Source organism: Pontibacillus marinus BH030004 = DSM 16465 (assembly GCF_000425225.1).
GTDB classification, from domain to species: domain Bacteria; phylum Bacillota; class Bacilli; order Bacillales; family BH030062; genus Pontibacillus; species Pontibacillus marinus.
This window is the reverse complement of record NZ_KE384333.1, coordinates 154,533-174,255: the sequence shown is the minus strand read 5'-3', so window position 1 is coordinate 174,255 and position 19,723 is coordinate 154,533. Positions and strand designations below refer to the sequence as shown.

20 protein-coding genes are annotated in these 19,723 nt (G+C 38.3%); 19 read left to right on the top strand and 1 reads right to left on the bottom strand.

Annotation, left to right across the window (positions count from 1 at the left end; genetic code table 11):
• Positions 1–568: 568 nt before the first annotated feature.
• The 9 genes from mnmE to H514_RS0119520 all read left to right on the top strand — a co-directional run bounded on the left by mnmE (position 569) and on the right by H514_RS0119520 (position 10,456).
• On the top strand, positions 569–1,945 hold the full coding sequence (gene mnmE / locus H514_RS0119560; protein ID WP_027448483.1) for a tRNA uridine-5-carboxymethylaminomethyl(34) synthesis GTPase MnmE: 1,377 nt from the start codon (positions 569–571) through the stop codon (positions 1,943–1,945).
• Between the two features lie 24 nt (positions 1,946–1,969).
• A complete protein-coding gene (gene mnmG / locus H514_RS0119555) occupies positions 1,970–3,865 on the top strand; it encodes a tRNA uridine-5-carboxymethylaminomethyl(34) synthesis enzyme MnmG (RefSeq protein WP_027448482.1) in 1,896 nt (631 codons plus the stop codon).
• An 18-nt stretch (positions 3,866–3,883) separates the two neighbouring features.
• The gene (gene rsmG / locus H514_RS0119550) at positions 3,884–4,606 is read left to right on the top strand and encodes a 16S rRNA (guanine(527)-N(7))-methyltransferase RsmG (protein ID WP_027448481.1); all 723 of its coding nucleotides are present in this window, start codon (positions 3,884–3,886) and stop codon (positions 4,604–4,606) included.
• A 151-nt stretch (positions 4,607–4,757) separates the two neighbouring features.
• A complete protein-coding gene (locus H514_RS23560; protein WP_036842075.1) occupies positions 4,758–5,168 on the top strand; it encodes a hypothetical protein in 411 nt (136 codons plus the stop codon).
• Between the two features lie 570 nt (positions 5,169–5,738).
• The gene (gene noc, locus H514_RS0119540) at positions 5,739–6,641 is read left to right on the top strand and encodes a nucleoid occlusion protein (protein WP_027448480.1); all 903 of its coding nucleotides are present in this window, start codon (positions 5,739–5,741) and stop codon (positions 6,639–6,641) included.
• A gap of 203 nt (positions 6,642–6,844) precedes the next feature.
• Positions 6,845–7,618 (top strand): ParA family protein, encoded by a 774-nt coding sequence (locus H514_RS0119535; protein WP_027448479.1) that lies wholly within the window; start codon positions 6,845–6,847, stop codon positions 7,616–7,618.
• Positions 7,599–8,441: a ParB/RepB/Spo0J family partition protein gene (locus tag H514_RS0119530; RefSeq protein WP_027448478.1), complete on the top strand. Its 843-nt coding sequence runs from the start codon at positions 7,599–7,601 to the stop codon at positions 8,439–8,441. Before H514_RS0119535 ends, H514_RS0119530 begins: the two co-directional genes overlap by 20 nt.
• Before the next feature lie 147 nt (positions 8,442–8,588).
• A complete protein-coding gene (locus H514_RS0119525) occupies positions 8,589–9,749 on the top strand; it encodes an aminotransferase class V-fold PLP-dependent enzyme (RefSeq protein ID WP_027448477.1) in 1,161 nt (386 codons plus the stop codon).
• Positions 9,749–10,456 carry a DUF554 domain-containing protein gene (locus H514_RS0119520; protein WP_027448476.1) on the top strand — a complete coding sequence of 236 codons (708 nt, stop codon included), beginning with the start codon at positions 9,749–9,751 and terminating at the stop codon, positions 10,454–10,456. The genes H514_RS0119525 and H514_RS0119520 overlap by 1 nt, the downstream gene beginning before the upstream one ends.
• Before the next feature lie 58 nt (positions 10,457–10,514).
• Here H514_RS0119520 and yyaC read toward each other — a convergent pair whose 3' ends face one another.
• Complete coding sequence (gene yyaC, locus H514_RS23555; RefSeq protein ID WP_081673096.1) at positions 10,515–11,147, bottom strand: spore protease YyaC; 633 nt, start codon at positions 11,145–11,147, stop codon at positions 10,515–10,517.
• Between the two features lie 90 nt (positions 11,148–11,237).
• Here yyaC and H514_RS0119510 point away from each other — a divergent pair, with 90 nt between their 5' ends.
• From H514_RS0119510 to rplI, 10 genes are all read left to right on the top strand, one after another.
• On the top strand, positions 11,238–12,257 hold the full coding sequence (locus H514_RS0119510; protein WP_027448475.1) for a YkvI family membrane protein: 1,020 nt from the start codon (positions 11,238–11,240) through the stop codon (positions 12,255–12,257).
• A 54-nt stretch (positions 12,258–12,311) separates the two neighbouring features.
• Complete coding sequence (locus H514_RS0119505; protein WP_051255240.1) at positions 12,312–13,199, top strand: mechanosensitive ion channel family protein; 888 nt, start codon at positions 12,312–12,314, stop codon at positions 13,197–13,199.
• An 11-nt stretch (positions 13,200–13,210) separates the two neighbouring features.
• The gene (locus H514_RS0119500; protein ID WP_027448473.1) at positions 13,211–13,411 is read left to right on the top strand and encodes a DUF951 domain-containing protein; all 201 of its coding nucleotides are present in this window, start codon (positions 13,211–13,213) and stop codon (positions 13,409–13,411) included.
• Between the two features lie 229 nt (positions 13,412–13,640).
• Positions 13,641–14,741 carry a redox-regulated ATPase YchF gene (ychF, locus tag H514_RS0119495; RefSeq protein WP_027448472.1) on the top strand — a complete coding sequence of 367 codons (1,101 nt, stop codon included), beginning with the start codon at positions 13,641–13,643 and terminating at the stop codon, positions 14,739–14,741.
• Between the two features lie 129 nt (positions 14,742–14,870).
• Positions 14,871–15,161, top strand: coding sequence for a 30S ribosomal protein S6 (gene rpsF, locus H514_RS0119490; RefSeq protein WP_027448471.1), 291 nt, complete (start codon positions 14,871–14,873; stop codon positions 15,159–15,161).
• Positions 15,162–15,172: 11 nt separating this feature from the next.
• Complete coding sequence (ssb, locus tag H514_RS0119485; protein WP_027448470.1) at positions 15,173–15,652, top strand: single-stranded DNA-binding protein; 480 nt, start codon at positions 15,173–15,175, stop codon at positions 15,650–15,652.
• A 25-nt stretch (positions 15,653–15,677) separates the two neighbouring features.
• Positions 15,678–15,905: a 30S ribosomal protein S18 gene (gene rpsR / locus H514_RS0119480; protein ID WP_027448469.1), complete on the top strand. Its 228-nt coding sequence runs from the start codon at positions 15,678–15,680 to the stop codon at positions 15,903–15,905.
• A gap of 390 nt (positions 15,906–16,295) precedes the next feature.
• A complete protein-coding gene (locus H514_RS0119475) occupies positions 16,296–17,237 on the top strand; it encodes a YybS family protein (RefSeq protein WP_027448468.1) in 942 nt (313 codons plus the stop codon).
• 31 nt (positions 17,238–17,268) lie between these two features.
• Positions 17,269–19,242: a DHH family phosphoesterase gene (locus tag H514_RS0119470; RefSeq protein ID WP_027448467.1), complete on the top strand. Its 1,974-nt coding sequence runs from the start codon at positions 17,269–17,271 to the stop codon at positions 19,240–19,242.
• On the top strand, positions 19,239–19,685 hold the full coding sequence (rplI, locus tag H514_RS0119465; RefSeq protein ID WP_027448466.1) for a 50S ribosomal protein L9: 447 nt from the start codon (positions 19,239–19,241) through the stop codon (positions 19,683–19,685). Before H514_RS0119470 ends, rplI begins: the two co-directional genes overlap by 4 nt.
• Positions 19,686–19,723: the final 38 nt, after the last annotated feature.

Here is a 19,723-nt window from a genome sequence, read left to right as displayed (position 1 = left end):
TCACAGAAGTTGCTCAAAACCTTGTCATGATAGGATTATACTACCTGGAATTAGAACACCTCATCCCAGAACTACGGTGGTTCCGTTAGTCACCATTCGGCCAAGGTGGGCTGTGGAACGGGTTGACTCCAGCGGAAGAACGGAGTGACGAGACCCCGCAGAGAGCTTGCGAATGAGGAGGCTCGGCGCTTCGTCCGCAGGAAGGCCCCCCGTTCCCCAGCCCGCCGCTCTCCACTAAAGTAACGGAACCATACTCAACTTATCTCGAATCCAAGTCTTCCACATAAGGGGGCTATAATGAAACATTATGGAAAGGTGTCATTGATGAAAGCTATTTATATTTCTTGTCTTTAAAAGGCGAATAATGTCGTATTGTGCGAGGGATAGAAGTGAGGGTTCTGATTTGGTTTATCCACATGTGGATAATTAGAAACACCTATAAATGGTTATACTGATCAAAAAACACTTTTCAAATAAAGAGGTTATATGCTAATCTAATAAGTTAGTGACTATATATTGAAATCCCGACTTGTGGATAACTATAAATGAGAAAGAAAGGGGTGAGAGCATGGAAACAGATACGATAAGTGCGATTTCAACGCCGCTTGGTGAGGGAGCGATTGCCATTGTTCGTTTAAGCGGTCCTGAGGCGTTGGAATATGCCAATCAAATGTTCAGAGGTAAGGATCTACTGGAAGTAGATACGCATACGATCCATTATGGAAAATTGGTTGATCCAGAAACTGATGAGCTAGTAGAGGAAGTTATGGTTTCTGTCATGCGTGCTCCTAAAACATTTACCCGTGAAGATATTGTAGAGATCAATTGTCATGGGGGAATGGTGTCAGTAAACCGTGTGTTGGAATTAGTTCTTGCACAAGGTGCTCGTCTAGCTGAACCAGGTGAATTTACGAAACGAGCATTTTTAAATGGACGAATTGATCTTTCACAAGCTGAAGCGGTTATGGACTTGATTCGTGCTAAAACGGATCGAGCGATGAATGTTGCTTTAAAACAGATGGATGGTCGACTGTCTAATTTAATTCAAAATTTAAGACAACAACTTCTAGAAACATTAGCTCAGGTAGAAGTTAACATTGATTACCCAGAGTATGATGATGTTGAAGAGATGACAAATGAGTTAATGATAGAAAATACAAAACATGTGCATGATGAGATTGAACGAATTTTACAGACGGCAAAACAAGGGAAAATTCTACGTGAGGGGCTTGGTACAGCTATCGTAGGTCGCCCAAACGTAGGAAAGTCTTCATTAATGAACTCACTTGTACATGAAAATAAAGCAATTGTTACAGAGATCCCAGGAACCACAAGAGACGTAATAGAGGAATATGTAAATGTACGTGGAGTTCCATTACGCTTAATTGATACAGCTGGTATTCGTGAAACAGAAGATTTGGTTGAAAAAATCGGTGTAGAACGTTCCCGTCAGGTACTTCAAGAAGCTGATTTAATTCTTCTCGTGTTAAACTATGGTGATGAGTTAACGGAAGAAGATAAGAAGTTATTTGAAGCGGTTCATGACATGGATGTCATTGTTATTGTCAATAAGACGGATCTTCCGCAAAAACTTGATCTAGAAGAGTTGAATAGAGTAGCAGGGGATCATCCTTTAGTGAACACATCCCTCATAGAAGAAAAAGGCATTGATCAATTAGAAGAATCCATTTCAGATATCTTTTTCGAAGGCGACATTGATACTGGTGATATGACGTATGTTTCAAACGTACGTCACGTACAGCTTTTAAAACAAGCTAAAGATGCACTTAAAGATGCAACAAACGGTATGGAAGCTGGAATGCCAATTGATCTAGTTCAAATTGATGTCACGCGAACGTGGGAGCTTCTTGGTGAAATTGTTGGGGATACGGTTAATGAAAGTCTCATCGATCAGTTATTCTCTCAATTCTGTTTAGGAAAATAACGTAAAAAATAAGGAGAGAGTGTTATGTCAACATTCGAAGCAGGACGTTATGATGTTATTGTCATTGGTGCTGGGCATGCCGGTGTTGAAGCAGCGTTAGCCTCTGCACGTCGCGGAGCAAGTACGTTGATGCTGACATTGAACCTCGATATGGTGGCTTTCATGCCATGTAACCCATCAATTGGAGGACCAGCGAAAGGAATTGTAGTGCGTGAAATTGATGCATTAGGCGGCGAAATGGCTAAAACGATCGATCAAACGTACATTCAAATGCGTCTTTTAAATACAAGAAAAGGCCCAGCTGTACGTGCACTTAGGGCTCAAGCTGATAAGCATTTATATATTCAACGCATGAAAGAAGTTCTAGAAGAAGAAGAAAACCTAACGCTCCGCCAGGGAATGGTTAAGCGTCTAATTGTAGAAGATGGTGTTTGTAAAGGTGTTGAGACTGAAACAAAAGCAGCTTATTATGCAGACAACGTTATCGTCACAACAGGTACATTCATGCGTAGTAAAGTACTAATTGGAGATCTTGCGTATGAAAGTGGGCCAAACAATCAACGTTCTTCTACAGATCTCTCAGATCAGATTCAGGAACTTGGAATTGAAATGGTTCGGTTCAAAACAGGTACGCCAATGCGTGTTCATGGTCGTACAATTGACTATTCAAAAACTGAAGAACAACCAGGAGATGAAGTGCCGCGCGCATTCTCCTATGAGACAACTGAATTTATCATGGATCAAATCCCATGCTGGTTAACGTACACGAATGAATTTACGCATACAATTATTAATGACAACTTAAGCTCGTCTGCTATGTATTCAGGGATGGTAGAGGGCACAGGACCTCGTTATTGTCCTTCCGTCGAAGATAAAATTGTGCGCTTTAATGATAAGCCACGACACCAGGTGTTCTTGGAGCCAGAAGGTCGCAATACAGATGAAGTGTACGTCCAAGGCTTGTCTACCTCATTACCTGAAGACGTTCAAAATCAGATGATGAGAACTGTACCTGGTCTTGAAAAGGCTGAAATTATGCGTGCTGGATATGCAATTGAATATGATTCTGTTATCCCAACTCAATTATGGCCAACTCTTGAAACGAAGAAGATTGAAGGCCTATTTACTGCAGGTCAAATTAACGGTACTTCCGGTTATGAAGAGGCAGCAGCCCAGGGAATTATGGCAGGTATCAACGCAGCATCTAAGGTACTTGGAAAGGACCCTGTAATATTGGATCGTTCCCAAGCTTATATTGGCGTATTAATTGATGACCTTGTAACTAAAGGAACGGATGAACCATATCGTTTACTAACTTCTCGTGCTGAGTATCGTTTAGTATTGCGTCATGACAACGCTGACCTTCGTTTAACAGAAATCGGTCATGATATTGGCTTGATTCCTGATGAACGGTATGAACGTTTCCAAGAGAAGAAACGACTTATTGCTGAAGAAATTGAGCGTCTTGAAGGTATTATTATAAAGCCTTCTGAAGCGGTTCAAGCTGCTGTAGAAGCTGCTGGAGGTTCACAGCTTAAGGAAGCCGCTCGTGCATCAGATTTACTGAAACGCCCAGAAATGGGATACCAAGCAGTTGCTGATTTAACTGAGGGCGGAAAAGAGTTGCCAGAAGACGTTAAAGAACAAGTAGAAATTCAAGTGAAGTACGCAGGCTATATTCAAAAATCGAATCAACAAATTGAACGTATGCGCAAGATGGAAACGAAGAAGATTCCAGAAAATATCGATTACGATGATATACATGGACTTGCATCTGAAGCACGTGAAAAATTAAAAGAAGTTCGTCCATTATCTGTTGGGCAAGCTTCACGTATTTCTGGTGTTAATCCTGCAGATGTATCCATTTTACTTGTTTATATTGAACAAGGAAAAATCGCTAAAGTAGCGGATGAATCCTAAAGTGAAGGGATTGGATCGATGAATACAGAAGCATTTTATCAAGCCTTACAAGAGCAGGGTATCACCTTAAATGATAAACAAATAAGTCAATTTGAAACGTACTTTCAAACTCTTGTTGAGTGGAATGAAAAGATGAATTTAACAGCTATAACAGATCAACAAGAAGTGTATTTAAAACACTTCTATGATTCGTTAACAGCAGCTTTCTATATGGATTTCAACCAACCTCTTCATATTTGTGATGTTGGAGCAGGAGCAGGATTCCCAAGTATTCCGCTTAAAATTGTTTTTCCAGATCTAAAAGTAACGATTGTAGATTCATTAAAGAAGCGGATCACTTTTTTAAATCACTTAGCAACTCAATTAGAGCTTAATGATGTAGCATTTTATCATGATCGCGCTGAGAACTTTGGTAAAAATGCTAAGTTCCGTGAGCAATACGACGTAGTGACAGCTCGAGCTGTTGCACGCTTATCTGTATTAAGTGAATTATGTCTTCCACTTACCAAAGTGGGAGGTACCTTCCTCGTTATGAAAGCTTCAGGCTTCAAGGATGAAATGAAGGATGCAGAGTTTGCTATTCAATTTCTAGGTGGGGAAGTACGTGATGTACATGCATTTTCGTTACCAGAAGAGGATAGTGAGCGTAATATCGCTATTATTGATAAACGTCGTAAAACGCCAAAGAAGTATCCGAGAAAAGCTGGAACACCAAATAAAAGTCCTTTATCAGCAGAGTAAAGATTTGAGCACAGGAGGTATTTATATAACTTCCTGTGCTTTTTTATAGGTAGAGTTCATATGGTAAGTTACTTTTTGGAAAAAATAAATTTAAACATAAGAGTAAATGTATTCCATTAGGGAATCAGTCCCTATAAGGAGGGGTACTGCTATGAAAAAATATGTAGCTATAGCCAGCATAATATCGGTTGTAGGTTTGGCTCTTGCGATAGGATTTAAAGAAGTTTACTTCGATTCTGAAGGTTTTGATTTCACATTCAAAAATCAAACTGAGTATGAGACTCCTGAATTATTTTTATCATATAAGGGGAGCTATGGGGATATAAAAATACAACCCATATCTCCTGGGGGGAATTCCCACGTTCATATTAATCCATTAAGCATATCTGGTGAAAGTGACATGACCTTATATTATAAAGACCAAAAGGGACAAGTACACAAAGAAACAGCCATTGGATATTTTGAAAAAGGATATTTTGGAACGATTACAGTTACTGCCAAATCAATTGACTCAACAGGGAAAATTGATTTTGAGTTTACGGAAAAAATGTTCAATTTTTAAATGGATTACTCATACAAAAGTAGCAGCTGAAATCTTCTTAGTATGTAATCTAATGGATATATCGATAAAAAGAGTGGGGGAGACAAAATGAATTTGTTACGAACGATAACGGTAATCTTTTTGTTTTTGCTAACCATTTTTATACCAACTCGAAAAGTCCAAGCAAAAACCGAATCTCAGCACCTTTTATCACCGGAAAATAGATCAAGATAAATTCATTGCAAGTTGGGAACAAATGGGCCAACAAACTATATCCTATGTTTCAAAAAGGGAAAAGGCAAAATAGTTGTTCTTATACTATTCTTATCGCTATGATAGTTTCATATGAATGTTTTGAACGATGGAAGAAATGAAAAGATTTTCTAGCAGTCACTGCTATTTTTCTAATAAATATGATAAAATGAAGATAGAGTTGATAGAAACGGTATTGCATGCGCGGCAGCATTCCCGCTGAAGCGCTTTTTTGCACGTTAAAAATAAGTTTTATTTAAATGAATTTTTGTTCATGTTTCACGTGAAACATTCATGATTACCTAAGCATTGTGAGAGTAAAGAAGGTGGTGACCAAGGATGAAACACCCATTCAGCCGTTTGTTTGGAATTGGAGATAAAGCAGAAGCGGATCAAGAAACAAGCGAGCAAGGTCAGGAGCAAGAACAAGAGAAAGAACCTGACTATCATCCAGATGAAGTGATTCAAGTTCCTGTAAACCAAATTCAGCCAAACCGTTACCAACCAAGATCAATCTTTAATGATGAAAAAATTGAGGAACTAGCCCAAACGATACATACACACGGGTTAATTCAACCTATTGTCGTACGTAGGGTTCAAGATGAAGCGGATGGCTTTGAACTAATTGCTGGTGAGCGTAGGTGGAGAGCTGCTCAGTCTCTTGGATGGGAAGAAGTACCTGCTATTATCCGTGAGATGGACGAGACCCAAACGGCATCTGTAGCGCTGATAGAGAACCTCCAACGTGAAGAGTTAACGGTTATTGAGGAAGCAATGGCTTATGCCAAGTTATTAGAAATACATGGACTGACACAGGAGGCTTTAGCTCAACGACTTGGTAAGAGTCAATCAACTATAGCTAATAAGTTAAGGTTATTGAAATTACCTGAAGCTGTCCAATACGCAATCTTAGAAAAAAGTATTACTGAAAGACATGCACGTGCACTTATAGCTCTTAAAGAACCTGAAAAACAAGAAAAGCTGTTGAATGAGATTATCGAAAAGAGTTTGAATGTAAAACAGACAGAAGAACGCATTGCCAAAATGCTTGATACTTCTGAACCAAAGAAAAGTAAGCCGAAGCTAAAAGGTATCAGTAAAGACATGAGAATTGCTATGAATACAATTCGTCAGTCATTGACCATGGTCTCTGACACAGGAATTAATGTGGAGACTGATGAAGAAGAACATGATGATTATTATCAAATCACGATCAAATTACCAAAAAACAATCGTAAGTAGCTTTTTATCCCATCTTCTGTATAAACTTAAGATGGGTATTTTTTGAACCGTTTATCGAGTTTTAGTTAGAAGCAATCGTTTACATCCCTAATAATGGGTGTTAAGTTGTGTTTTTTGATTAGATTTTAAAATTTTTCTTCATTTTTTGAAAAAAATGATAAAATAGGGATTATAGATTTGTCAGTATAGGGGTAGGTGACATCATGGGCAAAGTGATCTCCGTTGCCAACCAAAAAGGCGGAGTAGGAAAAACGACAACAGCGGTAAACTTAAGTGCTTGCTTAGCCTATTTAAATCATAAGGTTCTACTTGTTGATATCGACCCTCAGGGAAATGCAACAAGTGGTGTAGGACTAGACAAAGCTGATATGGATCAGTGTGTATATGATGTACTAGTCGAAAACGCTGAAGCGGAAGATGTATGCGTTTCTACGATGGTTGAAAATCTGGATTGTATTCCGGCTACTATTCAATTGGCAGGAGCGGAGATTGAGCTAGTCCCAACGATCTCACGTGAGGTGCGGTTGAAAAAAGCAATTGACTCTGTGAAAGACGGATATGATTTTGTTATTATAGATTGTCCGCCATCATTAGGATTATTGACGATCAATTCTTTAACTGCATCTGATACCGTATTAATTCCTGTTCAGTGTGAGTATTATGCTTTAGAAGGGTTAAGTCAGTTATTAAATACCGTTCGATTAGTTCAAAAACACCTAAATAAGCAACTTATGATCGAGGGTGTACTATTAACGATGTTGGATGCACGTACGAATTTAGGCTTACAGGTGATTGAGGAAGTAAAGAAATACTTCCAAGACAAAGTCTACCAATCTGTTATCCCTCGTAACATTCGATTAGGGGAGGCACCAAGTCACGGTCAGCCAATCATTTTATATGATCCTAAGTCACGCGGAGCCGAAGTGTACTTAGAATTAGCAAAGGAAGTGATGTCTAATGGCCAGAGGGTTGGGTAAAGGAATAAGCGCTTTTTTTCCTGATATAGAAGCAAAGGAGGAAGAGGCTGTTCAAGAGGTCCCTGTTAAGGAATGTAGACCAAATCCTTATCAACCTCGTAAATCGTTTCAAGCTGATGCTATTGAAGAGCTAAAGGAATCCATTATTCAACATGGTATTCTTCAGCCAATTATTGTTCGCACTAGTATTAAAGGATACGAAATTGTAGTTGGAGAAAGACGCTTTCGAGCAGCTAAAGAAGCCGGTTTAGATACCATTCCTGCGGTAATCCGAGACTTAACTGATGACAACATGATGGAATTAGCATTGCTAGAAAACCTACAACGAGAAGATTTAACACCTATGGAAGAAGCCCAAGCGTATTCAAATTTAATGAAAGAGCTCGGAATGACTCAAGAACAACTAGCTAAAAGACTTGGGAAAAGAAGACCGCATATTGCTAACCTTGTTCGATTACTATCACTTCCTGAGCAAGTTGGAGCCTTAATTAATAATGGTGAATTAACTATGGGTCATGGACGAGCTTTACTTGGTTTAAAGAATAAAGAGCAGCTCATGCCCCTCGTAGAAAAGATTCGAAAAGAAGGTTTAAATGTACGCCAAGTTGAACAGATCATTATTAAGATGAATGAAAAATCAGTTCAAAAAAGAAAGAAATCAAAAGAGAAAAAAGATGTTTTCATTCAAGAGCGCGAAAATGCCTTGCAAGAAAGGTTTGGCACTGGAGTGAAAATTCATAAAGGGAAACGTAAGGGGAAGATCGAAATAGAATTTTTCTCTGAAGATGATTTAGATCGTATTCTACAAGTCCTCGATCAATAATCATGACTAACCTGCTACTTTTTCATAAGTAGCGGGCTTTTTTTTAATGGCTATGCCAAAGGTTACTGTTTTATCATCATAAACCTATTCGTTAACCCAAAATACATTGTAGAATCATATTTAAGTTCCAACAGGAAGGGTGTTAAGATGATTTACTTCGATCAAGCAGCATCTTCTTTTCCGAAACCACCAGGTGTAGTTGAGGCTGTTACGCAAGCGATAACAGAATATGGAGCTAACCCAGGGCGAGGGGGACATGCCTTATCTCGAAAAGCTACTGAAGTAATTGATGAAACGAGGAAACGTCTGTCTGTTTTTTTCGATAGCTCTGATCCTCAGAAAGTTCTTTTTTTGCCCAGTGCTACAGCTGGCTTGAACCAGGCCATAAAAGGTTTTCCCTTTCAAGAAGGAGATCATGTTATAACGACTACCTTTGAACATAATGCTGTTCGCCGTCCACTAGAAGACGTTAAAAAAAATAAAAACTTACAGATTACATATATCAATCCCTTGGGTGAAGGTATTATTGAAGAGGTTTTAGGAGAAGTCATTCAATCAAATACTAAACTCCTTATTCTAAATCATGCTTCCAATCTCACGGGAGACATTTTACCTATTGATACTATGATACATGTAGCAAAATCAAAAGGAATTAAAGTACTTCTTGATGCATCACAAACAGCAGGGGTCATCCCTATATCAATGAAGGATGATCAAATTGATATGTTAGCTATTCCTGGGCATAAAGGTTTGTTGGGACCACAAGGTATAGGAGTTCTGATTGTAGAAGGGGAAATTCCTTTACGTCCACTTATTCATGGTGGAACAGGTAAACACTCTGAATCTATAGAACAGCCTACTGTTTGGCCTGAACAATATGAAAGTGGAACTTTGAACACCCCTGGGATTGCAGGTCTGAATGCTTCCATCAAAGCAATTGAGGAGTGGGGGATGGAAGAAATTGTTTCACGTGAAACAATTTTACTAGAGCGTTGCGTAAAGGGTTTGAATGATTTAGAAGGTGTCATAGTATATGGTTCAAAAGACCTCCAAAGTCGTGTAGGGGTTATTGCGTTTAATATCGATGGAGTTTCATCACAAGAAGTGACCATGATATTAGATCAACATTATGAGATTTGTGTAAGAGGTGGCATCCATTGTACACCCTTAAGTCATGAATCTATGAATACCATGGAGAATGGAGGAGCTGTCCGTGTAAGCTTCGGTCCCTATAATACGATGGAGGAAGTTGATCAATTCTTAAGAGCGATTGAAGAAATTAAAGTGGGGTTACAAGGAGGATTCTGATGGTTTTATTCGGAACTTTAATGAATGGATTGGGGATATTAGTAGGTGGAGTACTAGGGCTATTTTTAAATAGGGTACCTGAGCGTGTTAAAGAGACTACCATGAACGGTATAGGTTTAGCTGTACTTTTAATAGGTTTGCAAATGGCCATTCAGTCTAATGAAATTATTGTATTATTATTAAGCTTATTAATAGGTGCCTTCATAGGTGAAGGGTTAAGATTAGAGGAAAAGTTCGAAAGCCTAGGAGGTTGGGTTGAAAAGCGATTCCAAAAGAATAGTTCTTCTAGTGTATCCCAGGGGTTTATGACAGCATCATTAATATTTGTGATTGGGGCTATGGCGGTCGTTGGTGCATTGGATAGCGGCATCCGTGGTGATCATGATGTTTTAGTAACAAAAGCCATTATCGATGGGTTTGTAGCGTTAGTATTATCCACGACATTAGGTTTCGGAGTTTTATTCTCAATCATTCCTGTCTTGCTATATGAAGGTGGTATTACTCTATTAGCTACTCAGATTCAAAAGTGGGTTCCTGATACTTTCTTGGATGGTTTTATTGTAGAAATGACAGCTACTGGTGGGTTACTCATCATTGCAATTGGCCTTAACTTATTAAACATTACAAAAATAAGGGTAGCAAACTTATTGCCAAGCTTAATCATGGTTGGATTTGTTCTTTATGTTAGTACACATATCACTGGATAGAAAATATACGCCTGATAAAAAAGCTGACCGTTCTTTTAATGAACAGTCAGCTTTTTTCTTACTCTTCAACAGGGCTAAATTGACTCCACTTTTTTGTTAATGCTTCTGGAGAAGGAGTGATCGTTCGATTTAGGCCAATTTGTTGGTCGAAATTCTCAAAAGTCTTGGAGATCCGTTTTGCCATATGCATAACAATGTTTAGTCTTGTGTTTTGTAAAACAAAGTACTCCATAAATCCACTTACATTAACGACACCCGTCACATGAATTTCTCCCACATCAGGAAGTTGCTTTTTAACAGCAGCTCCAGGCTTGACTGGCCCTTCGCCTAAGATAATATTACCAACGGATGATACTTTGCCTAGGCATGCATCAATGCCAATAATGTAAGGTCGACGGTGTCTTTCCTTAATGAGGTCAAGTTTTTCCTGAAGATTTACAGCATGAACAGGTTCATCTAAAGTCCCGTACACTTTAATGTGTTTTAAATTCGCATCTTCTAAAAGGCTGCCAATTAATGGTCCAAGGGAATCCCCTGTCGAGCGGTCTGTACCAATACAAACAATAACAACATCCCGATTAGCAGGAACCCATTCTTTTAGGGTCTGCGTCATATCAAGAATCATTTTCTCATCTTCATAATGATAACGTTCTTCTTGTTTTTGAGAAAAAAGTCTCCGCTTTAGATTCATAGCTTTTCCTCCGTAGTCATATTGTTATTAGTATACAGCTATTTTCAGAAATCTATACATGGACGAAGCTAGAAGGTAGGAGGAAATTACATGATTCGATCTGGTATGAAGTGGATGTTTTTAATTGTTGGAACAATGATTGGTGCAGGATATGCCTCAGGTAGAGAGTTGTGGCAATTTTTTGGCCATGATAGTGGACTAGCTATACTTTTATTTACAATATTATTTTCGATTTGTTGTTACGTCATTTTATCAATAAGTTACGAGAAGCAATCTCAGCATTACCTTCCAGTTCTTCGTACGATCGTCGGAAAACACCTAACCCTTTTATATGATGGGATGATTCTTTTATATTTGTTTACGACAACTGTGATCATGTTGGCTGGTAGTGGAGCAACATGGCAAGCGTTTCATTTTTCTTACTGGGTTGGGATTTTAGCTATCGCTATCCCGCTAGTTCTTGTGTTTGTTTGGGACATAAAAGGTATCTTGTCTATGAATAGCTTTATTTTGCCTCTTTTAATAGGTGGATTATTATATGTGCTTATCCTATTTACAGTGCAACAAGAATTATCAATCTTTGCTCATCTTGGTGAACAGAAAAATTGGACAGCCGCATTTCCATTTACTGCTTTAAATATTCTCCCTTTAATTGCTGTACTAGGAGCAGTCGGTAACCAGATGAAGGTTAAGGGAGAAATATGGATCGCTAGTATAGGAAGTGGCATGATCTTAGGAACAATATCCTTTATCTATAACAATAGTTTAATCCAGATTTCAGAAGATATTTTATTATATGAAATTCCCCTGTTCGCAATTCTTAAACATTACCCATATGAGATGTTCCTATTCATATCAGTACTTTTATGGATTGCGATATTCACAACAGCTGCTTCAGGTATGCTTGGATTAATTACCCGTTTTCGTAAACGCTTCACAGGTCCTATGTGGTTACTTGCACTATTAACGCTTATGTTAATGGCACCATTAACGAGTTTTGGTTTTTCTACATTGATAAAGTATTTATATCCGTTATATGGATTGCTAAACCTTTATGTGCTCTCATCCCTTTTGCTCTATCCTTTAACAAACCGATACAAAAGCCAGTAAAAAACTGATACAATGGAGTATCATGGGCATGTATTGGGGAGGTGTGGACCTGTCTTGGATTGGTTTAATAATAAACTGAATGAATTTATAAAATATGTGGCTGGACCTGATCTCTGGGCTACCATTGGACTGGGGATAGGGAAGATTATTGTCATCTTTCTTTTTTCTTTTCTCATTATTCGAGTTGGGAAAAGTGTCATACGTAATCTATTTAAACGAAGAAGAAGAGGTCCGTTTCAAATAACACCTCGGAGAGAAACTACTTTAATTAAGCTCTTAGAGAATACACTAACTTATACCGTGTATTTTGCAGCAGTTATTATGATGCTTGAAACCATTAATATTCAAGTAGGTGCTCTTTTAGCTGGTGCTGGTATTGCAGGTCTTGCCATTGGATTTGGTGCTCAAAACTTAGTGAAAGATATCATTACAGGGTTTTTCATTATTTTTGAGGATCAGTTCTCAGTAGGCGATTATATAAAAACAGCAAACTTCGAAGGTTTCGTAGAGGAAATTGGACTCAGAACAACGAAAATAAAAAGTTGGACAGGGTTGCTCCATATTATCCCGAACGGAAGTATAAATGAAGTCACGAATTATTCCATTCACAATAGTGTTGCCATAGTGGATATTAGCGTTGCATATGAGGGAGATATAGCAACTGCTGAACAAACGATTGAGGAACTGTTAAAAGAGCTACCTGAACGATATGAAGAATTAGTAGGTGTACCTGAATTGTTGGGTGTTCAAAACTTAGGTTCGTCCGATGTGGTTCTACGAGTTGTTGCAGAAGTCATCCCTATGGAACACTGGAGTATGGCTAGGAAGATTCGTAAAGAATTGAAAAACCGCTTAGACGAGCGTGGAATTGAGATTCCATTCCCTCGCTTAGTCATGTATAGTAGACAAGAAGAAGAAACACTAGAAATAGAAAACAAATGAGGTGAAAATTGATGACAGATAAAGAATATAGTTTAAATGATGTTGTTCAAATGAAAAAACCTCATCCATGTGGAGAAAATCGGTGGAGAATCATTCGCTTAGGTATGGATATCCGTATTAAATGTGAAGGATGTGGACATAGTGTTATGATTCCACGTCGTCGATTTGAATCAAAAATGAAGAAGATTCTTGAAAAACATGAAGAAGAATGAGCCGTAACATGTTTCACGTGGAACAAATTAAAAATTATTAAAAATGTAAAATAGTGCTGTGTCATTAGTTAGAAATATAAATTCTATTATGGAAATTATGAGAAACAGGGGATTCAATTCCCTTGTTTTTCTATTTTAGTAGCTTGTCAATATGTTCAAGTGTCATCTATAATTGGATTCATGCAGAACGTTCATATGGACGGAAATCCTTAAGGAGTGGAAATGTATTATGTCTCTTACAACAGGAATTGTAGGCTTACCAAACGTAGGTAAATCAACATTGTTTAATGCAATAACGCAAGCAGGTGCAGAATCAGCAAACTATCCTTTCTGTACAATTGATCCCAATGTAGGGATTGTGGAAGTACCTGATTATCGCCTGGAGAAGTTAACAGAATTAGTAAACCCAAAGAAAACCGTACCAACAGCATTTGAATTTACCGATATTGCTGGAATCGTTAAAGGTGCAAGTAAAGGAGAGGGTCTTGGAAACCAATTCCTATCTCACATTCGTCAGGTAGACGCAATCTCACATGTTGTTCGTTGCTTCCAAGATGATAACATCACGCACGTATCAGGTGGAGTTGATCCAATTGCTGATATTGAAACGATTAACTTGGAGTTAATTCTTGCTGACCTTGAAACGGTTAACAAGCGATTAGAACGTGTGCAAAAGTTAGTTCGACAAAAAGATAAAGAAGCGTTAGCTGAACATGAAGTTCTTGAAAAATTAAAGGAAGCTCTAGAAAATGAAACACCAGCTCGTGCCGTTGAGTTTACTGAAGAGCAGCAAAAGCTAGTTAAAGGTCTGCATCTACTAACAAGCAAACCTGTGCTTTATGTAGCTAACGTAAGCGAGGATGAAGTAGCAGATCCAAGTGGTAATGAATATGTCCAACAAGTTCGTGAGTATGCAGAACAAGAAGGTGCTCAAGTAATCGTTGTATGTGCGAAGATTGAATCTGAAATTGCTGAGCTTGAAGGAGAAGAAAAGCAAGAATTCTTAGATGATCTAGGTATTGCAGAATCAGGCCTGGATCAGCTGATTAAAGCTGCTTATAATCTACTAGGCTTAGCTACGTACTTCACAGCTGGTGAGCAAGAAGTACGTGCTTGGACGTTTAAAGAAGGGATGACAGCACCACAGGCTGCTGGTATCATTCACACTGACTTCGAGCGTGGATTCATTCGTGCTGAGACGGTATCTTATGATGACCTTGTAAAAGCTGGTAAAATGTCGGTTGCAAAAGAACAAGGAACAGTTCGCTTAGAAGGTAAAGAGTATTTAGTGAAAGACGGAGACGTTATTCACTTCCGCTTTAATGTATAGTTCGCAAATCAGGATAAGCTATTGTGCTTTGAAGACAAGTTTGTTATAATACTACATTGTGTGAGTAATCGAAATGATTTACTCCTTGCTCCCAAGAGGAGCCGTAAGTCCAAAAGGAGGTGAAGACGGATGAGAAATTATGAAATCATGTACATCATCCGCCCAAACATTGATGAGGAATCTCAAAAATCAGTAATTGAGCGTTTCAATAACGTTCTAACTGAACAGGGTGCGGAGATTAATGAAACAAAAGAAATCGGTAAGCGTCGCCTTGCTTATGAAATTAACGACTTCCGTGATGGTTATTACGTAGTCCTTAAATTCAACGGTGAACGTGATGCGATTAATGAATTCGACCGCCTAGCGAAGTATTCTGACGATATTATTCGTCATATCGCTGTACGCGAAGACGATCAATAAGGAGTGGTTCTGTGTTAAATCGTGTCGTGCTTGTCGGCAGATTAACGAAGGATCCTGATTTGCGCTATACACCCAACGGAGTAGCCGTTGCGAACTTTACAATTGCAGTAAACCGACCTTTTAACAGTCAACAGGGAGGAAAAGACGCAGACTTCATTAATTGTGTTGTATGGCGTCGTGCTGCAGAAAACCTTGCGAACTTTATGAAAAAAGGTAGCCAGGTTGGTGTTGATGGAAGATTGCAAAGCCGCAGTTTTGACAACTCAGAAGGTAAGAGAGTATTTGTGACTGAGGTTGTAGCAGATAGTGTACAATTCTTAGAATCAAAAGGCTCTGGATCAGGTGGCGCAGGTTCTCAAGGATTCCAGAATAATAATCAGAACCAATATGGAAATAACAATCAAAATCAACAATCGAACCAAAACCAAGAGGATCCATTCTCGAATAATGGAGATCCAATTGATATATCTGACGATGATTTACCATTCTAAATTAATCTAAAGGAGGTTATCACCTATGGCTCGTCGTGGTCGCGCAAAACGTAAAAAGGTGTGTTTCTTCACAGCGAACGGAATTACGCACATCGATTATAAAGATGTAGATCTTCTTAAGCGTTTCGTATCTGAGCGTGGAAAGATTCTTCCTCGCCGTGTAACTGGAACATCTGCAAAATACCAACGTAAACTTACAAAAGCGATTAAGCGTGCACGTCAGATGGCATTATTGCCATACGTGAACGACTAATATCTTTTGTCGTGAGAATTAAAGCACAGCATTGCGCTGTGCTTTTTTCTCTAAAGAACATCTATTTAGGAAGTAAATACCACTTGTATAAAGCTCGCCTTTTGGCGAGTTTTTGTTTTTACATGTTGATGTTGACTGGTTAAACGGATACTTTCACTTTTCTAGAAAGACTAATGGTTCAAAGTCTTTCATTTTATTCTGTTTTCTACTGATTTGGGGTAAAATGGGAAAGAAGGCTTAAGATTATTTGAAAAGAGAAAAGATCGTTTGGTAATGTTATTATTATGGTTATGAACTTAACTTTAGAAAATATACTCTTATATCTTCTTTTGAGAAAGATTTGAAAGGGTGTATTTTCTAATGTTTGCTTAAAGAGGAGCGCATTGTTATATGAAAGGTTCTAGTTTCATTCGAGAAGGCTTAATCTATGCAAGTATCTATTTGGCATTGTTACTAATCAGTCTATTTATACCAGCTATTGGTCTAATTACGATGTTTCTTTTGCCAATTCCATTTTTGATTTTTTCAAGACGAAATGGCTGGAAAGCATCCCTGGTTTTAATTAGTGTAGTCTTATTTATCACAGCTTTAGCAGTACACATCGTTACATTACCATTTACGATTGTAGCTGGTTTTGGCGGAATTGCGTTAGGTAGTGCCTTACATCAGGATAAGAGTCCTTATGAAGCATGGGCACAAGGTACAGTTGGGTATGTAGTTGGTTTATTACTCACATACCTAATATCTCTTTGGTTATTCAATATCAATTGGATCGAAGAGATTCGTAAAACGATAGATCAATCGATTGCCAATTCGGTTGAACTTATTGAATCAGTCAGCGGAGATGTCTCACAAGAACAACTAAAAGCTCTTGAAAGCCAGTTCGGGAACATTCCGTCAATGCTTCCAAGCATTATGGGGATTTTGGCTATATCTTTTGCCTTTATAACTCTTTGGATAGGGTTTAAAATATTGAATAAACAGTTTCGTGAACATCATTACTTTCCGCCAGTAAAAAAGCTTTCGTTTCCAAGGGTAATTATTTGGTATTATTTTATTGCTCTACTTGTGACATTTATTGAATTTGAAAACGGAAGTATATGGGGAGATGCTGCTCAGAATGTCTACGTCCTTACTGGAGCACTCTTTACCATACAAGGCTTTTCGTTTATGTTCGCTTATGCCGATATTAAGGGGTTATCTAAAAAGATGCCAATCATTGGTGTAGTGATCTCTTTATTATTTTCATTCTTGTTGCTTTATCCTGTACGAATCTTAGGTATAATTGACTTAGGTTTTTCTTTACGAGAACGTTTAGCAAATAAGAAGTAAATTAGGATTCGTGATGTAGGAGATGACGGTTATGCCGAATTTCTTTAAAAAACCAACATTGAGCAGTCACTTATGGGTCATATATACACTATCTGTATTACTTTTGTTTCTTATCTTCTATTATGAGTGGAAGTTAGGATTTGTGATGGCCTCTTTTTTGATTGCCTCCATTTATTATAGTGTGCGAACAGAAAAACACTTAATAAATGAAACGGAGGAGTACATTTCAACACTTTCTTACCGAGTAAAAAAAGTGGGTGAGGAAGCGTTAATGGAAATGCCAATTGGGATTGTTCTATTTAGTGAAGATTACAATATTGAATGGGCAAACCCTTATATGAACAAATTCTTTCCCCAAGATACTTTAGTAGGAGAATCATTGAATGAAATTTCTGGTCAACTGATTCCAAACATTAAAGAAGATAAGGAAGAGGTATGGGTGTCAGTTGGGGAGTATGAGCTTCAGACACTAGTGAAGAAAGATGAACGATTGCTTTATCTTTTTGATCGTACGAAGCAAACAGAACTTCAGAATATCTATGAACACGACCGTACCGTGATTGCGATCATCTTTTTAGATAACTATGAAGAGATTACCCAAGCAATGGACGATACGGCTAAGAGCCATATTAACTCGCAAGTGACCTCTATTTTAAATCAGTGGTCTCAAGAGAATGGCATCTATTTAAAACGTTCATCTCAAGATCGATTTTTTGCTGTTATGAACAAAGGGATCTTATCAAAACTTGAAAAAACAAAGTTCGAAATTTTAGATGAGGTTCGTGAACTCATATCCGATAAAAACGTACCACTAACCCTGAGTTTTGGAATTGGGGTAGGAGAAGCCTCACTTCCTGAGCTTGGAGAAATTGCTCAATCCAGTTTGGATTTGGCTCTTGGAAGGGGTGGAGACCAAGTCGTTGTTAAGGATGAGAACGGGAAAGTACGTTTCTATGGTGGTAAAACTAATCCTATGGAAAAACGTACACGTGTACGTGCCCGCGTTATCTCACATGCATTAAAAGAGCTTGTACAAGATGCTGATAAAGTCATCGTTATGGGACACAAAAATCCAGACATGGACTCTATAGGTGCTTGTATAGGCATTTTAAAGGTCGCACAGGCCAATGATAAAGATGGCTTTATTGTGTACGATCCTGATGACATGAATACAGGCGTACACCGATTAATGGATGAGGTTCAGGAGAATGAACAACTATGGTCCTGGTTTATTACACCAGACGAGGCTCATGAGGTTGTTAATAAGAATACACTTCTTGTTGTTGTGGATACGCACAAGCCTTCTCTTGTAATTGAGGAAAAGCTTCTAAATCGAACAGAGCACGTCGTGGTGATTGACCACCACCGCCGTGCAGAAGAGTTCATTAAAGATCCTACACTCGTTTATATGGAGCCTTATGCATCTTCTACAGCTGAACTCGTGACAGAGATGTTAGAATATCAACCAAAGAAATTAAAACTAAATATGCTTGAATCTACTGCTTTATTAGCTGGTATAATCGTAGATACAAAAAGCTTTACTTTGCGTACTGGTTCGAGAACTTTTGACGCTGCAAGTTATTTAAGGGCAAAAGGAGCAGACACAGTACTTGTGCAGAAGTTTATGAAAGAAGACTTAGACGTTTATGTTCGACGAAGTCAGCTTATTGAAAATGCTGAAATCTATCGTGATGGGATTGCGATTTCAAAAGCAGAGTCAGGTGAAACCTATGGACCTGTTCTTATAGCACAAGCAGCAGATACACTCCTTACAATGAGTGGGATTGTCGCTTCATTTGTTATCTCAGAACGTTCAGATGGGCGAATTGGAATAAGTGCTCGCTCTCTTGGAGATGTCAACGTCCAAATCATTATGGAAAGTATGGATGGTGGAGGACACTTAACCAATGCAGCAACCCAACTAGATGATTCTTCAATTGAAGATGCTGCAGATCAACTTAAAGAGATTATCGATGAGTATTTTGAAGGGGGTAGTGAATCATGAAAGTAATTTTCAAACAAGATGTAAAAGGTAAAGGGAAAAAAGGAGAAGTAAAAAACGTCTCAGATGGTTATGCGCGTAACTACCTTTTAAAGCATAATCTTGCTGTTGAAGCTACTAAAGCGAACCTAAAAGAACATGAGGCGCAAGAAAACAAGAAACAAAAAGAAGCACAAGCAGAAATCGATGAAGCAAAACGCCTTAAAGAAACTCTAGAAAATCTTACGGTAGAGCTACAAGCGAAATCTGGAGATAAGGGAAGTCTTTTCGGGTCTATAACGAGTAAGCATATCTCTGAAGAATTAAAGAAAAATCACAATATCAAAATTGATAAAAGAAAAATTGAGATGGATTCACCGATTCGTACTCTAGGATACACGAATGTGCCTGTTAAATTGCATAATGAAGTAATGGGTACAATTAAAGTACACGTATCAGAAAAATAAAGGAATTCATCCTCTTAAAAGCTGAAGGGGGGAATACA

Coding starts and splice junctions, on each gene's coding strand:
- mnmE (WP_027448483.1), top strand. CDS start 569: ATGGAAACAGATACGATAAGTGCGATTTCAACGCCGCTTGGTGAGGGA.
- mnmG (WP_027448482.1), top strand. CDS start 1,970: ATGTCAACATTCGAAGCAGGACGTTATGATGTTATTGTCATTGGTGCT.
- rsmG (WP_027448481.1), top strand. CDS start 3,884: ATGAATACAGAAGCATTTTATCAAGCCTTACAAGAGCAGGGTATCACC.
- H514_RS23560 (WP_036842075.1), top strand. CDS start 4,758: ATGAAAAAATATGTAGCTATAGCCAGCATAATATCGGTTGTAGGTTTG.
- noc (WP_027448480.1), top strand. CDS start 5,739: ATGAAACACCCATTCAGCCGTTTGTTTGGAATTGGAGATAAAGCAGAA.
- H514_RS0119535 (WP_027448479.1), top strand. CDS start 6,845: ATGGGCAAAGTGATCTCCGTTGCCAACCAAAAAGGCGGAGTAGGAAAA.
- H514_RS0119530 (WP_027448478.1), top strand. CDS start 7,599: ATGGCCAGAGGGTTGGGTAAAGGAATAAGCGCTTTTTTTCCTGATATA.
- H514_RS0119525 (WP_027448477.1), top strand. CDS start 8,589: ATGATTTACTTCGATCAAGCAGCATCTTCTTTTCCGAAACCACCAGGT.
- H514_RS0119520 (WP_027448476.1), top strand. CDS start 9,749: ATGGTTTTATTCGGAACTTTAATGAATGGATTGGGGATATTAGTAGGT.
- yyaC (WP_081673096.1), bottom strand. CDS start 11,147: ATGAATCTAAAGCGGAGACTTTTTTCTCAAAAACAAGAAGAACGTTAT.
- H514_RS0119510 (WP_027448475.1), top strand. CDS start 11,238: ATGATTCGATCTGGTATGAAGTGGATGTTTTTAATTGTTGGAACAATG.
- H514_RS0119500 (WP_027448473.1), top strand. CDS start 13,211: ATGACAGATAAAGAATATAGTTTAAATGATGTTGTTCAAATGAAAAAA.
- ychF (WP_027448472.1), top strand. CDS start 13,641: ATGTCTCTTACAACAGGAATTGTAGGCTTACCAAACGTAGGTAAATCA.
- rpsF (WP_027448471.1), top strand. CDS start 14,871: ATGAGAAATTATGAAATCATGTACATCATCCGCCCAAACATTGATGAG.
- rpsR (WP_027448469.1), top strand. CDS start 15,678: ATGGCTCGTCGTGGTCGCGCAAAACGTAAAAAGGTGTGTTTCTTCACA.
- H514_RS0119475 (WP_027448468.1), top strand. CDS start 16,296: ATGAAAGGTTCTAGTTTCATTCGAGAAGGCTTAATCTATGCAAGTATC.
- H514_RS0119470 (WP_027448467.1), top strand. CDS start 17,269: ATGCCGAATTTCTTTAAAAAACCAACATTGAGCAGTCACTTATGGGTC.
- rplI (WP_027448466.1), top strand. CDS start 19,239: ATGAAAGTAATTTTCAAACAAGATGTAAAAGGTAAAGGGAAAAAAGGA.